The organism is Peribacillus frigoritolerans (assembly GCF_001636405.1).
In the GTDB taxonomy this organism is placed as follows: Bacteria; Bacillota; Bacilli; order Bacillales; family DSM-1321; genus Peribacillus; species Peribacillus frigoritolerans.
On the sequence record NZ_KV440950.1, the window covers coordinates 3470304 to 3486027 of the forward strand.

General features: G+C 37.8%; 12 protein-coding genes and 3 pseudogenes. 6 read left to right on the top strand and 9 right to left on the bottom strand.

Annotated features, from left to right (window positions below; translation table 11 throughout):
• Window positions 1-687: 687 nt before the first annotated feature.
• The 6 genes and pseudogenes from A6755_RS16550 to A6755_RS16575 form a co-directional block, all read right to left on the bottom strand.
• Window positions 688-2088 (bottom strand): MFS transporter, encoded by a 1401-nt coding sequence (locus A6755_RS16550; protein WP_063591361.1) that lies wholly within the window; start codon window positions 2086-2088, stop codon window positions 688-690.
• A 128-nt stretch (window positions 2089-2216) separates the two neighbouring features.
• Window positions 2217-2477 carry a hypothetical protein gene (locus A6755_RS16555; protein ID WP_063591362.1) on the bottom strand — a complete coding sequence of 87 codons (261 nt, stop codon included), beginning with the start codon at window positions 2475-2477 and terminating at the stop codon, window positions 2217-2219.
• A gap of 179 nt (window positions 2478-2656) precedes the next feature.
• Window positions 2657-4372, bottom strand: a complete 1716-nt coding sequence (locus A6755_RS16560; RefSeq protein ID WP_063591363.1) for a GMC family oxidoreductase — start codon at window positions 4370-4372, stop codon at window positions 2657-2659.
• An 18-nt stretch (window positions 4373-4390) separates the two neighbouring features.
• Complete coding sequence (locus A6755_RS16565; protein ID WP_063591364.1) at window positions 4391-5155, bottom strand: gluconate 2-dehydrogenase subunit 3 family protein; 765 nt, start codon at window positions 5153-5155, stop codon at window positions 4391-4393.
• Window positions 5156-5197: 42 nt separating this feature from the next.
• A pseudogene (tatC, locus tag A6755_RS16570) lies at window positions 5198-5810 on the bottom strand (twin-arginine translocase subunit TatC).
• Between the two features lie 53 nt (window positions 5811-5863).
• The gene (locus A6755_RS16575) at window positions 5864-6082 is read right to left on the bottom strand and encodes a twin-arginine translocase TatA/TatE family subunit (protein WP_034312681.1); all 219 of its coding nucleotides are present in this window, start codon (window positions 6080-6082) and stop codon (window positions 5864-5866) included.
• Between the two features lie 535 nt (window positions 6083-6617).
• Between A6755_RS16575 and A6755_RS16580 the strand changes: the two genes are divergently transcribed.
• A complete protein-coding gene (locus A6755_RS16580; protein WP_034312682.1) occupies window positions 6618-6968 on the top strand; it encodes a c-type cytochrome in 351 nt (116 codons plus the stop codon).
• An 870-nt stretch (window positions 6969-7838) separates the two neighbouring features.
• On the opposite strand, the gene A6755_RS16590 is transcribed toward A6755_RS16580, so the two are convergent.
• Window positions 7839-8822, bottom strand: coding sequence for an alpha-ketoacid dehydrogenase subunit beta (locus A6755_RS16590; RefSeq protein WP_034312685.1), 984 nt, complete (start codon window positions 8820-8822; stop codon window positions 7839-7841).
• Between the two features lie 12 nt (window positions 8823-8834).
• Window positions 8835-9830, bottom strand: coding sequence for a thiamine pyrophosphate-dependent dehydrogenase E1 component subunit alpha (locus A6755_RS16595; protein ID WP_063591366.1), 996 nt, complete (start codon window positions 9828-9830; stop codon window positions 8835-8837).
• Between the two features lie 541 nt (window positions 9831-10371).
• Here A6755_RS16595 and A6755_RS16600 point away from each other — a divergent pair.
• The 3 genes from A6755_RS16600 to A6755_RS16610 are packed head-to-tail and all read left to right on the top strand — an operon-like array spanning window position 10372 to window position 14428.
• Window positions 10372-10851, top strand: a complete 480-nt coding sequence (locus tag A6755_RS16600; protein ID WP_063591367.1) for a MarR family winged helix-turn-helix transcriptional regulator — start codon at window positions 10372-10374, stop codon at window positions 10849-10851.
• Window positions 10848-12572, top strand: a complete 1725-nt coding sequence (locus A6755_RS16605; RefSeq protein WP_063591368.1) for an ABC transporter ATP-binding protein — start codon at window positions 10848-10850, stop codon at window positions 12570-12572. Before A6755_RS16600 ends, A6755_RS16605 begins: the two co-directional genes overlap by 4 nt.
• On the top strand, window positions 12569-14428 hold the full coding sequence (locus A6755_RS16610) for an ABC transporter ATP-binding protein (protein WP_063591369.1): 1860 nt from the start codon (window positions 12569-12571) through the stop codon (window positions 14426-14428). The genes A6755_RS16605 and A6755_RS16610 overlap by 4 nt, the downstream gene beginning before the upstream one ends.
• Window positions 14429-14480: 52 nt before the next feature.
• Here the strand turns inward: A6755_RS16610 and A6755_RS16615 are convergent.
• Window positions 14481-14931 (bottom strand): annotated as a pseudogene (locus tag A6755_RS16615) (MarR family winged helix-turn-helix transcriptional regulator).
• Window positions 14932-15053: 122 nt separating this feature from the next.
• On the opposite strand from A6755_RS16615, the gene A6755_RS16620 reads away from it, so the two are divergent.
• On the top strand, window positions 15054-15494 hold the full coding sequence (locus A6755_RS16620) for a GNAT family N-acetyltransferase (RefSeq protein WP_063591370.1): 441 nt from the start codon (window positions 15054-15056) through the stop codon (window positions 15492-15494).
• Between the two features lie 50 nt (window positions 15495-15544).
• Window positions 15545-15709: pseudogene (locus A6755_RS27665) on the top strand (YitT family protein); the annotation flags it as partial.
• Window positions 15710-15724: the final 15 nt, after the last annotated feature.

Here is a 15724-nt window from a genome sequence, read left to right on the forward strand (position 1 = left end):
GGCTATTCATTATAGGGGGTTTGATTAGGTATTCCTTATTATCTTGAATTAATATATCTTTATTTAAAGATAATTTATCATGAATACCATTCACTGTCAACAACATTATCTCAAATTAATATATCTCAATGTTGAAATAATTACAGAACAAAAAAACACAGTCAATTTCCCTTAAAATATAGACCATTCTGTATATGGGTTACTGTCTATAGCTATAACTAGCGGCAAAGACCGTATTTTGTATTTCTATTATTACTAGTTCCGTACCAATAAGCTTAAGGTATAGCAACCGTTGTTTTAAGGCTGTCACTATTAATCATCCCCTAATTTTCGTAATATCCATTTGAATTCACATCTTTTCATTAATTAAGGGTTTATCGAGTATACATCTCGTTAATCTGTTCTTCCTTTAAAGGATCAAAGCGAACAAACCTAAAATCCCGATACCTCTTCTACCTTATTTGCATCAATGTGCCCCAGGTGGATAAGTGGGTAGATTGTCCAGCAGTTCCCTAAGAGAAAAGGGAACTTATTCGTTACCCATTTCTTTAAAAAACTCTATCGCTTTCCTTTAATTCTTCTTTCCACTTTTAAACAACTTTATTATTCGTGAATACCACAAAACCCGAAATACAGACGCTCAAGTTTGAGTGACAGTATTTCGAGTAGTCCTCCCATTGTGTTTTTTTATTTTTCTCTTTGTTCCGTTTTCCACCATAGGGAATCTTTTGGATTTTCAACAGCTTCTTGAAATTCAGATTTTGAAGCAACTGTTGGGTAAGATCCTTTTAGCGATTTTCCTGAAGTACTATTGAACAAGAATAATATCACTAAAAACCCGATAATATTCACGGCTGTTAGATAGAAACCAGGTGCTAAGTTATTCCCCGTTTTGTGAACTAACCATGTGGAAACTAAAGGGGTAGTTCCACCAAATATTGAAACCGAGACATTAAAGGTCACCGATAATGTTCGATATCGAATATCAGTATAGAACATGGTTGGTAACGATCCAGGCATTGTGCCTTCATAAATTGAAAGCAGAACACCTAGAATTAGAACACCTAACGAAATAAATACTAAAGCATTCAAGTTTATTAAATAAAAAGCAAGGGCAGACAATAGACTTAAACCGCCTAAACCGATTAAGAAAACAGTCTTATTTCCAATTTTATCACTGAGCTTTCCAAACATTAAAGTAAGTGGCACCATAATAATCATTAGTATCGTAATTAATAGGGTTCCTACTGTACTGGATAATCCAATAATCTCATCTAAATAAGAAGGCATGTATGATAATAGCATATAGCTTGTAATATTAAAGAATGCAACAGCTACAAAACATACAAGAATATCCTTTTTGTGATTTTTGAAAATAGATAGAAAGCTTTCATCTTGGGCTTCATCATCAGAAAGTTCATTTTCAAAAATCGGTGATTCTTCTAAACTTTTTCTTAAGTACAATCCAATAAGCCCTAAAGGTAAGCCGAGTAGAAACGGTATTCTCCAACCCCATGAGGCCATCTGTTGATCGGAAAGAGTGATAAAGAGTGTACTGGCAAGTAATGAAGCTAATATATAACCAATGAGCGTACCAATTTCTAATCCACTTCCAAGCATATTGCGTTTATTGTCTGGAGAAGATTCTGCAATATAGACCATTGCACCAGCGTATTCGCCACCTGTTGAAAAACCCTGAATAATTCTAGCTATTAATAAGAGTATAGGTGCCCATATACCGATTTGATCATATGTAGGTAATAAACCGATTAGTAATGTTGAAAAAGCCATCAAAATAATCGTGGTTGTTAAAACGACTTTTCTTCCTAATTTATCTCCGATTTTACCAAATATGATACCCCCTACTGGGCGCATTAAAAAGGCAATCGCAAACGTTGCAAAGGTGAACACTAATTTTAGCTCATCATTCTCAACAGCACTAAAAAAATTTTGACTGATGATAACAGCCAAATAGGAATATAAGCCAAAATCAAACCACTCCATAGCATTTCCTACCCCTGTAGCAAACACGCTTTTCTTCGCTTTTTGAATATCTACAACGTTGATTTTTTTCTTGTTAAATTTCATTTATCATGTCAACTCCATGGAATACATTTATGCAAGAATGAGAAGTAAAGTCAAACTGGAGGATAATCGGATTATGGGCGTTTTTCCAATGGTATCCCAAATAAAATATTGTCTTCTTATTAGAGGTTCTATAAATCGCCTCTCGTTTTATTAAATTCAAGATTATTGCCTTTTTCCATTTGTTTATCTGTTTGATCAGGGTTTTCATCGTGCTTGAATGATCGATTATCATCATCATTATTATTAGGATTCGTGTCCGTGTCATTTCGAACAGGACGATAATCTACTTCCTCTTGATCATTAAAGTCGTTATTACCGGCGTTACATGCTGACAGAAAACTTACCGAAAGTAATGCGGATAAAATAGTGATTTTCGATTTGCCTTTCATTTTATAAACCCCCTTATCTTTAGTTTTTGGTATTAAGTTTAATATGTACCTTAAACGATACCCTTAGTCTTAAATGGAGCCCATGCATGTTTGTTTTTTTAGCATCCTAAAATTAAAAAACTGCCCCCAATTATTGTGGGAACAGGTCATGTTATTTTTAGGTCAAAGGAAAAGCTGTCTTATACGAGGGAACCACCTTTTTTAAGGTACTTTACAATCCCTTCTGCTGCTCTATATGAAAAAGCACCTAAAGTACCAGTTGGGTTAAACGAACTGTTATGAGGAAATGCTGAAGAACCCGCAACAAATACATTTTCAGCGTCCCACATTTGCAGGTAAGTGTTAACTGCTGAATTTTTTGGATCAGCCCCCATGATGACGCCGCCTGTGTTATGCGTATTCGTATCTGTGTTTACGTTGAAATCTGCTTGTTCAGCGACCGTATCAATATGATCAGGACCCATTTTTTTAGCAATCGATCTTGTTACTTTCGCCATGTATTTTACTAACTCACGGTCTTGGGCAGTATAATCATATGTCATCCGTAATAAAGGCATACCGTATACATCTTTATAAGTAGGGTCCAGATCAAGGTAGTTTTGTATGTGTGGCATACTTGCACCCTGTGATTTGACTTGCAGGATGCTATTGGCATATTTGATTGATTGCTTTTTAAATTCCGCACCCCATGAAGGTGTTCCGATTGGTGAGTTATTATTTGCTATAGGTCTATTCCCATACTGGGTTGTACGAATTCCTGCTCCGTGAAGGAAGTTTACATCCGAATGGTCAAAATTATCACCTGTAAATTCTGCAATCTCAATGCCTAATGCACCTGCACCTCCATATATATTGAACTCACGGTCATTATAATAAAGGCTTGAATATCCTGAACTCACTTGGTAACAATAGTTTTTACCAATTACACCATTTCTGGTTTTTGGATCATAGGGTATTCCAAGATTTGAATTAAGTAAAAGTCTAACATTATTAAATACATAACTCGCTAAGACCACTACTTCTGCCGGTTGTTCGAATTCTTCACCCGTGAAGGTGTCTACATAAATAACACCTGTCGCTTTCGTACCATCATTTAAAATACGGGTGACGTTTGAGTATGTCCGCAGGTCAAGGTTACCAGTTTTTTTTGCAACAGGAATGACCGTAACAACTGGATCTGCTTTTGCACCATACTCACAACCGAAGTTTTCACAAAATGCACAATATTGACAGGCTGAACGTGAAATGCCATCAGGGTTCTCGTAATTCTCTGATAGATTTGCAGATGGGATCATATATGGTTTGTAGCCAAGCTTCTTCGCTGCTTGTTCGAATTCCGCTAATACAGGTGTTTTTATCATCGGTCCTGTTGGATAAGGATTGGAGCGTTTTCCATATAACTTAACAGTTTCACCAGATATTCCTGCCATTTTTTCAAAAGTATCATAATATGGTTCGATTTGGTCATATGTTATGCCCCAGTCTTGAATCGGATAGTCTGATTTAATTTTATTTTTACCATACCTTGTTTCAGTTAGTGATTTAATTTCAAAATCATAAGGAAGAAAACGGTAGGTCTGTCCATTCCAGTGACTACCAGCTCCTCCAAGACCTTCACCTACGATAAAGGTTCCATAATTACGCATAGGGAGTGCTCTCATTTTTTGGTTATTACGATGTGTAATAGTTTCTTTTGATAAATCTTGCATTAACTCTTCACGATGTTGGAAACGCAGTTCGTCATGCACCATTAAATAATCACTCATATCCCGTTCTTTCCCGCGCTCTAGTCCAACGACTTTGATTCCTGCTTTTGTTAATTCCGAGGCAATAATACCTCCAGCCCAGCCCATCCCGACAACAACGACGGGTACCTTAGGTAGTTTTTTTGCCATGTTTTTCATCCCTTTCTATCATGAATGTTTCATATGACTTTGAAGGCTATTTGGATCTAGCTTTAAAAATTCTTTACTTTGGATTTCTTTTGTATAACTCATTCGAGAACCAGGATACTTTCGCATCTGCCAGCCTAGCATTTCCTTATTTCCTCCGTACAATGGATCTGCATAAACACCTTCAATGGTCAAAGTTCTTAACAATTGGAAAAATGCCGATGAAGATGCACCAGAAAGCGAACTTGCTTTACCTTTCTCGAACGCAGCTAACACTTCATCCTGTTCATTAGCCTCTAATTCTGTAAATTTCTTTTTATAGTTTTTGTTGCTATATGTATTCAATTCTTTTAAGCCTAGCCGGAACAAATCTTTGCGGTAAAGTCTATTCTGTTCACCTTGTGTTGGCTCTGGCTTATAATAGGGTCCAAGTTTATAATCCTTTTCATTTACGCCCCACCCACTGTTGAGTTGATGGTCAATATAAATCGCCGCATTTAATTCCATAGCACCTGGTCCAAGATCGTCCTTTGGGAAAATACGTTCTGCAGCTGCCGCTGTCGTCTGATATTCTTCTGGATAAAAAAACATCAGGGCTTCATTCGGATTATTAGCTTGAGTTTGACTCTTCTGTTCTGTTTTCACACCAATTTCCGAATTTCTATCAAACATGCTTCCAACTGCTCCACCTAAAATAAGCCCTCCAACAGCTAAACCGGAATTCTTTAAAAAGGTACGTCTCGTACTACCTTGTTTTTCTATTTGACTTTTCTCTTTGTCCGACAAAAAAAAACCTCCTATTTCATAATCAAGGTGTGAATTTTCTTATCACATTGATGCATCGCTTACAACCTTTTTCTTATAAGCAATCTTGGATATGGTGACACTTAATTCGTAAAGAACCAGTAAAGGAATAATGACGAGTATATCCAATATGAAATCCGGAGGAGTAATCATAATTGTTACGACTACCAGAAAAAAATAGGATAATCTCCACGCTTTTGCCAACCTTACTGGATTTAGAATTCCTAATCACTGCTGACATATTTGTTAAAAATTCCAGCTAGATGGAAAATAACAGAAAGTATCCAAAAGAGATTCCGACAATAAACAAAATGAAATATCCTGGGATAAACGTTTGAGTCCCTTTGCGTTCTTCTTATGTCAGGGCAGGTGCTATAAATTCCCAAGTCTGATAGGCAACTGCAGGAATCGTAGCCGCAATGGCAAAAACAAACGAAATAATCGTATACACCCATAAAATATCACTTGGTCCCAGGATAGCTAAATCCCTCCCAAGATCTTTAATTATCCAACTATATATGTCTTCAACAAAAACTAACGCACCAACGAAAAAGATAACGAAGGCTATCAAAGTTTTAATCATTCGTTGCCGAAGTTCATCAAGATGTTCAATGAGATGTGAATCTTTGTTTTCCAAGGTGGCCACCTCCAGTTATATGAAAAATGCCCACCTGCATACCACTATGGACTCTACTGTTTATCCAGCATCTTCTTTTCAGCAGTCGATAACTCATGTTTTTTCTCTTCCTGTTTATCTTCATCAGAAATTAATCCATTTGTTGCACCCTTGAATTCCGTTAATGTCCGTCCAAATGCTCGACCAATTTCAGGTAGTTTTTTCGGACCGAAAATTACAAGCGCAATGATAAGAATTACGACCAAGCCTGGAATCCCAATATTCTGAAACATCACGTCAATCCTCCATAAAAAACATCAGTTACATTTACTAAAAACCGTTTGTAACCTTTACAGTAAACGTTATTATTCACACTAAAGGATGTTTAAGTGCCTTTTTTAATCCTTTTACATATATTCACAAAACAGCTCAATTTTATACCTAGCTTATATTTAGACATGCCTGTTTTGTTTACAGTTTAATATTCAAATTCCTCATCTTTCTAAATAGTTCATATTAGTTTTTCAGTAATTCGACTATATGTTTATACTTTTATTAAATAACCATGCAGAAAGTTGGAAATGTTATAAAGGAATTTTGTAAAAGGATCTTACCTTTTATTAATAATGTATTCATGCAAAAATAACTTTGGGGAAAGATATAAATTAATAATAATTGCTTAAATACTTTGGAAGAGTAAAATAAGACCTTAGAGTTTTATGTATTTTCCACGGATTCTATTATTATGCAGAAGATATATTAGAAACGTTCTTTGTTCTTTTATCAAAAAGATTTTCACTCCACGCTACATTAAATACGGAGGTATTTATGAAAAAAATTTGGTTTACTTCTGGAGCCAGTATCGTTCTTGCTGGATGTTTAATATTTTTACTGTTTTTTTACAGAGGCCATCAACCCTCACCATCCCCAAATTCAAATGGGGGAACACAGGATACTTCAGCTGGTAATCCTGAAGAAATTGTGAGTAATAGTTGTATATCTTGTCATGGGGAAAATTTACAAGGAGGAGCTGGTCCAGCTTTAAATAAAATTGGTACAAAATATTCACAAAATGATATAGAAGATATTATTAATAATGGTAAAAATGGTATGCCAGCAGGCGTTATTTCAAATGAAGAAGCTGCAATCGTGGCAGAGTGGTTATCACAGAAAAAGTGAAGAGGCAATTTTTCAACTATATCGATGGCCTTAATTTAACGTAAAATAAAACAGCCAAATCCAATCAAAATGGATCAGGCTGTTTTGTAATTTTCAGGAATAAATATATTTAAAAAAATGAGGACCAATTTAAAACAAGAGACCAAACAGCTGTGTTGAATAATAACCCTATAATAAAAAGAGACCATTGGTTTTTCTTTTGTTCCCAACAGGAAATCATGAGGGCAAAACCAATTGAAACACCAATAAAGGAAAGCCATGGAAATGAATCAGTGAACTTTGTGAGAAAAACCGCAAGGCAAGCTGTGAATAATAATGATACAAGGTACTCGGTGAATAATGATAATTCGCTTCTAATATGATCGCTCAATTTTTTTCTCCTTCGAAATAGATATTATCTTCATATAATACTTCATGATGAATTTTTTATACGAAATTGCCTGCGCCCGTAGATTTCTAAAAGATAATAGTCCCTTGCTAGTTTCAATGTTCACCAATCATTCAACATTTAAAAATACACAATATTCATTGCTAATATACTGAATTTTGCGTGATTATCGGCAATTAAAATTCCATAATATGTACTTTCAAACACCATACCAATAGTTTATTATTGGATAATTGTCCAGGGATTCTTTTCAATAGTATATATTCATGTAGTGATAATCCAAAAAAAAATCTCTGATTTTATATGCTCCCTCTAGCGTAATCAAACGGATTATTTTTTAACTATAGATGATTTATTCAGCGTAAAAAAAAGCCTGGCAACCTATTTTATAGTTGCTAGACTTAAGTTCATTTTTAAGATCAATCCAAATATAAACAACCATTTAAACGGATAAGAAGAGTTCGTTCCTCCATGCAGACCATTTAATAGGCAACCAGGTCCCGCAGCGCCTTTTCCACTTTTTCAGGATTCACCATGAATGATTTCTCTAATGATGGTGAATATGGCATGGCAGGAACATCCGGGCCAGCGAGTCTCATGATTGGGGCATCAAGATCGAAGAGGCAGTTTTCTGCAATGATCGCCGATACTTCACTAATGATGCTTCCTTCCTTATTATCCTCAGTAATCAATAGGACTTTTCCTGTTTTAGATGCAGCTTCCATTATGGCTTCTTGATCTAATGGATAAACGGTTCGTAAATCAAGTATATGAACGGATACGCCATCACTGGCCAGCCTTTCAGCTGCCTGAAGCGCAAAATGAACACAAAGGCCATAAGTGATCACTGTAACGTCCTCGCCTTCACGTTTTACATCCGCTTTACCAATCGGTAAAACATAATCATCATCCGGCACTTCTTCTTTAATTAGGCGATAGGCTCTTTTATGTTCAAAGAAAAGGACCGGGTCATCATCGCGAATGGCAGCTTTCAATAATCCTTTCACGTCATAGGGTGTAGAGGGCATGACAATTTTAAGTCCCGGTTGATTCGCAAAAATGGCTTCAACGGATTGTGAATGGTATAACGCCCCATGTACACCTCCGCCGTATGGAGCTCTGATGACGATAGGACAATGCCAGTCATTATTGGAGCGATAACGGATTTTTGCAGCTTCCGATATGATTTGGTTGATGGCTGGCATGATGAAATCAGCGAATTGCATTTCCGCAATCGGCCTCATTCCATACATGGCCGCGCCGATGCCGACTCCTGCGATTGCGGATTCAGCAAGCGGTGTATCAATGACACGCTGTTCGCCGAATTGTTCGTATAACCCTGAAGTCGCTTTAAACACGCCGCCCTTTATCCCTACGTCCTCACCTAATACAAATACACGGGAATCACGTTCCATTTCTTCCCGCATCGCCATTATCACGGCATCTATATAAGATATCACTGCCATCTTCTTTCCTCCTTACCTTTCTGCGTAAACGTATTTTGAGAGAGTGTCTTCATTTGCAAATGGAGCATTTTCCGCATAATCCGTCGCTTCGTTCACAACTTCCATTATTTCCTCGTTCAATTTTTTCTCCATTTGATCATCCATGATTCCCATTGCTTTTAAATAGGCACCAAAAGTAATGATCGGATCTATTTTTTTTGCCTCCGATACTTCATCAGGCGACCTGTATTGACTATCATCATCATCGCTTGAATGTGGTGTAAGCCTGTATGAAACCGTTTCGATTAAGCTTGGGCCCTCACCACGCCTTCCTCTCTCAGCAGCTTCTTTCACCACCCGGTATACTTCGATCGGATCATTTCCATCAACCGTCACCCCTGGCATGCCGTAACCAATGGCCCGGTCGGACACTTTCCCGCAAGCCAATTGCTTTTCAATAGGGACGGAAATGGCATACTGATTATTTTCGCACATCAAGATGACCGGAAGTTTATGTACACCTGCGAAATTCGCTCCTTCATGAAAATCACCTTGGTTTGATGAACCCTCACCGAATGTAACGAATGAAACAATATCTTTTCCTTCCATTTTTGCAGCGAGTGCAATCCCCACTGCATGTGGCACTTGAGTCGTAACTGGCGAAGATCCCGTCACGATTCGATTCTTCTTTTGCCCAAAATGCCCAGGCATTTGACGTCCGCCTGAATTTGGATCTTCTGCCTTGGCAAAACTGGATAACATTAAATCCCTGGCGGTCATCCCAAACGCGAGCACCACTCCTAGATCCCTATAATAAGGAAGGACATAATCATTTTCACGATTCAACGCAAATGCTGCACCCACTTGAGCTGCTTCTTGCCCTTGACAAGAAACGACAAATGGAATTTTTCCAGATCTGTTCAACAGCCACATCCGTTCATCCACTCTTCTTGCCAACAACATAATTCTATACATCTCAAGCACCTGCTCATCACTCAGACCTGCCTGTAGATGGCGGTTTTCAACCATATGTCATCATCCCTCCTAATAATTAAAACGGTTTTCTGTTAAAACCAGAATGTTCTCCTCACGCTGTCACCCAATATAAATATGGGTCTTTATATCACAAATTACTAACCTTTCTTATTAGCTGTTTGTTTGTCTCGCAAACTTATATCCTGTTATGTATCTAAGGAAGGGAAAGCTCTTTTATGTATGCATGCTTGCCATTTAACACCCTCAAATGCGTTATCATCTACTATTATTACCTGGTACTAACTCAATGCAATATTATCCTACCACTTTTCATCTCACATTTTCAAGTTAATTTCACTTTGTATCGTTGTTTTCACGAGAAAACCTTTCTTTAACAAAAATACAATGGGTTTAACAGTTTTGGCCTGACCTGACTTTAACTCATTTCCATATAAGCACCAAGACTAGATAAAAGCCTTGGTGTTGAAGTTATTTATTTGTTGACTAAGCGGAAGAATAGCTGTAAATTAAAATGATTCATAAAATTAAATGTTCGAAATGGAACAGTTCAATACAGAAAGAATGGTGATGTTGAGTGGAGAATGAAAAACAATTAATGGGTTCCGTACAACTATTGCGTTCATTTTGGAACGTACAGAAAAATATCATGCGGTTCGTTCAAAAGACAGCTGCAGAAAATGAATTAACAGTTCCTCAATATTCCATTTTGATGACCATTACCCTTTACAAAGAGACCTCCCAAAAAAATGTCGGTGAGAAAACATTTCTTCCAAAAAGCACCTTGAGCCAAGCGGTCGATGGTCTGGTTCGCGGAGGTTTGCTCCATCGTGAGCCTGTGGAGGGCAACCGGCGTGAGATTCAATTGTCAATCACCGAAAAGGGCGAGAATTTATTAAAAACGATTCATTTTCACGAAGGAAGCATTCACCAAGTCTTTCAAACGGCCATTGAAATGCTTACCGAAGAACAGTTTGAAGAATTGCTAAAAACACATCTTCAAATTACAAACTTTTTAGAAGCACAAGCAACCGAACAGGGAGAGTGTACAAAATGATAAAAATACTGAAAAATTTATCCGTTTATAAGTGGATTATTTTAGCAGTTATCGGTCTGGTTTTTATTCAGTCCATGTCGGACCTCTTTTTGCCTACACTAATGGCTGATATTATTGACAAAGGCGTTGTTCGAGGAGACACTTCTTATATTTGGAAAATCGGCGGTTTTATGCTGTTGGTTTCCGCACTTGGCGCTTGTGCATCCATAATCGCAAGTTACTATTCGTCCAAAGCGGCAATGGGAATGGGACGCGATCTCCGCCTGAAGGTCTTTAATCACGTTGAAAAATTTTCGTTACAAGAATTTGATGAAGTCGGTACGGCGTCATTGATTACACGTACGACCAATGATATAACACAAGTCCAGCAAGTGGTTATCATGATGCTTCGTATGGTTATCAGTGCACCTATCATGTTAATCGGCGGAGTAATCATGGCTGTATCCATGGATGCAAAATTATCACTTGTCATTGTTGTCACAATGCCTTTTTTGATTGGGTCAATCTTGCTTATTCTATATAAAGGTGTGCCGCTCTTTCAAACGGTTCAAAAACGATTAGACCGGTTGAACCTTGTATTACGAGAAAATTTAACTGGCATTCGCGTCATTCGTGCCTTCAATCGTGAAACACAAGAGAAAGAACGTCTAAAGAAAGCGAATAAAGAATTAACGGATGTCTCAATCAAAGTCAATAAAATCATGGCCTTCATGATGCCTGTAATGATGCTTGTCATGAACTTGACGGTTGTTGGTATCATTTGGTTTGGTGGAGTCCGTATTGATAACGGCGGTATGCAGATCGGCGACTTAATGGCATTTATCCAATATGTTATGCAAATTATGTTCGCTCTCGTTATGGCTTCCATGATGTTCGTTATGGTTCCACGAGCTTCCGTGTCGGCAACAAGGATAAACGAAGTCCTTGACATGAAACCTTCATTCCTGGATGAGGGCACAGAAAAAGCAGATCGTGTACACGGTACCCTTGAATTTGAACATGTTACGTTCAGTTATCCAGGAGCAGAAGAACCTGCATTATCGGATATTAGTTTTTCTGCAAATCCTGGTGAAATAACCGCAATAATCGGTGGAACAGGTTCCGGGAAAACCACTCTTATCAATTTGATCCCTCGCTTCTATGATATTTCAAGCGGAACGATTCGCGTCAATGGTGTTGATATTCGTAAGTCATCACAAGATGAAGTCCGTTCAAAAATTGGCTTTGTACCACAAAAGGCCTCCCTCTTTACAGGTACTATCTCTGAAAACATTCGCTTTGGAAAACAAACAGCCACACAAGATGAAGTTGAGCATGCGGCTCGGATCGCACAAGCGGAGGATTTTATCAGCAATATGAAAGGCGGCTATGAGGCAGAAATCGATCAAGGCGGTTCAAACCTATCAGGAGGGCAAAAACAACGGCTTTCGATTGCAAGGGCACTCATTCGAAAACCGGATATTTATATATTCGATGATAGTTTTTCTGCACTGGACTACAAGACTGATGCCAACCTTCGCGCAGCCCTGAAAGATGAAACGAAAAATTCGACGGTACTACTCGTTGCACAGCGTGTCAGTACCGTCGTTGATGCTGACCGAATCATTGTGTTAGACGAAGGCCACATTGTAGGCATTGGAACACACCAAGAGTTGCTTAGCACAAACGACATTTACCGTGAAATTGCCTTATCACAGCTCACAGAGGAGGAAATTGCATGAGTAATCAAAAAAAACCTCAAGGCGGCGGTCAGGTCGGGCATGGCCCTGGTGGCGGTAACATGATGATGATGGGTCAAAAAGCAAAAGATTTTAAAGGAACACTAAAACGTCTATTGACCTATTTAAAACCGAGGCGCAACAGATTGATTTCCGTGTTCTTAGCTGCAATCATGAGTACGATTTTTATGATTGTAGGACCGAAGATCATGGGAAATGCAATTACAGAATTATTCGAAGGAGCTTACGGGAAATTCCAGGGAATACCAGGAGCAGCTATTAACTTTGATAAAATTGGCCAGATTCTTCTACTCCTTGCCGGACTTTATGCTTTAAGCAGCCTTTTCAGCTATGTACAACAATACATTATGTCAAGTGTTGCACAAGACACGGTATATGATCTTCGAGAAGATGTGAACAAAAAGCTCGAGAAACTTCCACTCAAATATTTTGAAGGACGTCCAAACGGTGAAACACTTAGCCGAATGACAAATGATATTGATACAATCGGGAGCACCCTTCAGCAAAGCTTAACGCAATTCATCACATCAATCGTAACGATTGTGGGGATTATCATCATGATGCTTTCGATAAGCCCATTATTGACATTAATCTCGATAATCAGCTTACCTTTGTCAATATTTGCAATCCGGCCTATTTTAAAAAGATCCCAAAAACATTTTGCCGATCAACAGCGTAAACTCGGACAATTAAATGGTCACATTGAAGAAATATATACCGGCCATCAAGTCGTTAAAGCATTCGGATATGAAAAAAAAGCGAGTGCCCAGTTTACTGAAGTAAATGAAGAATTGTATAAAGCGGGAAGCAAAGCCCAGTTTATATCGGGTATCATCATGCCCGTAATGTTCTTTATCGGAAATTTGAGCTATGTCCTCATCAGCGTTGTCGGCGGAATATTGGTAACGCAACGTTCGATTTCAATTGGTGACATTCAAGCATTCATCACATATTCAAAGCAGTTCACCCAGCCAATCACACAAACGGCTAACATCGCTAACATTATTCAGTCGACGGTTGCAGCCGCTGAGCGTGTTTTTGAACTACTTGATGAAGAAGAGGAAATGAAAGAACAAACCACAGTTAATATAAAAAGGGCAAATGGTGCTGTCTCTTTTGAACATGTGGACTTTGGATATGGGGAAGAAATGTTAATTGAAGATATGAACATCGATGTCTTGCCTGGACAGACGGTCGCAATTGTTGGACCGACTGGTGCTGGAAAAACGACCATGATAAATCTCTTGATGAGATTTTATGAACTCAATGGCGGAAAGATTACGATTGATGGTCTTGATACACGGAATATGTCACGTAATGATCTTCGAAAGAATTTTGGTATGGTACTTCAAGATACCTGGCTCTTTAATGGTACGATTAAAGAAAATATCGCTTATGGCAAAAATGGAGCAACTTATGAAGAAATTTTTGCAGCTGCTCGGACGGCACATGCCGACCATTTCATTCGGACACTGCCAGATGGTTATGAGACAATCTTAAACGAAGAAGCTTCGAACATCTCACAAGGCCAAAAGCAGCTTTTGACAATCGCCCGGGCTGTTCTAGCAGATCCCCCAATCATGATTTTGGATGAAGCGACGTCCAGTGTGGACACTCGGACAGAAGTCTTTATCCAAAAGGCCATGAACCGACTGATGGAAGGACGAACCAGCTTTGTCATTGCCCATCGTCTCTCAACGATTAAGGATGCAGATTTGATTCTTGTTATGGAACAAGGAAAAGTGATAGAGAAAGGAACGCATTCAGACCTTTTAAGGGAGAATGGTTTCTATGCAGAGCTATACAATAGTCAGTTCACTGAAAATGTAGCTGGATAATTAGAAAGAGGCTCGATTCCGAAACGGAATCGAGCCTCTTTCTTATAATGTATCAATACCCCCTTTTATTTCCCTTTTTCACAAATTCCCAATCTACCTCAATATTTTTTCTGACTCTTTGAAGAAGATGAAGCATCGTTTCCGTTTCGTCCAAAGAAAATCCAGATAACGCAACCTTGTCAGTATACTCCCTTTCTTTTTTCAAAAAAGGATAGACCTTTTCACCTTTATCGGTTGCATATAGCTTTTTATTTTTTTTGTTTTCCTCATCATTTTTCTTCTCGATAAACCCTTGTATTTCAAGTTTTTTAATGGCACGAGCTGCTGTCGTTCGGTCAACCTTAATCATTTCTGCTAACTTTTCCTGAATGATACCTGGGTTTTCACATATTCGGACAAGATACAAATACTGCCCTTTTGTAAGGTCAAATTCTTTAAATTCGATATTACTTAAGATCCAATTCCCTTGCTATCATTCCAATTTCACGGAGTATTTCCTTCATTCAAAAAGCCCCTGACTTTTTGTTGTATTTACAACAAAAATAATTTCATTTATACTAAAATAGGAATATACATTTATTATGACTTGTCTTTTTATATAAATCTAGAAAAGGGATGAAGAACATTGGATTCAAAAAGAATAACTACTGAAAATGATTTAAAAATAGCCTTTCATATCAGAAAAGAAGTATTTGTCGAGGAACAAGGTTTCCCATTAGAATTTGAATTTGATGAATTTGATACACTTAATGCTTTATCTGAACACATATTAGTCTATTATAATGAAAAGCCAGTCGGAACTGGAAGATTGAGAGTTGTTGATGGGTTTGGTAAATTGGAGAGAATTTGCATCTTGGAGCCTTACCGTAAATTTGGTCTCGGGAAAATAATACTTAAAACGTTAGAAGAAATTGCAAAGGAACAGGGTATTACTCAGGTTAAATTACATGGGCAAACACAGGCAGAGGGCTTTTATAAAAAACTCGGCTATCGGACTTCATCCGATGTCTTTATGGAAGATGGCGGTCCACATCTATTAATGATAAAGGAACTGGTTAACGAATAAGTGTTAAATGTGAGTAAAACAAACATTAACAAACTGGAATGAATACACTATATTCAAAAACATTCATTTATCTATTCTTCTTGGTTTTGGCAATCACTTTCAGTGGACCAATAGGTATCGGAACTTTATTAACCGTCTGTTTAGGAGGCCCGATTCTTAATTACTTCATATTATTAATTGGCAGTTTATATAAAAACCAGTCCATCCGAAAATAGATATCAAGATACAAA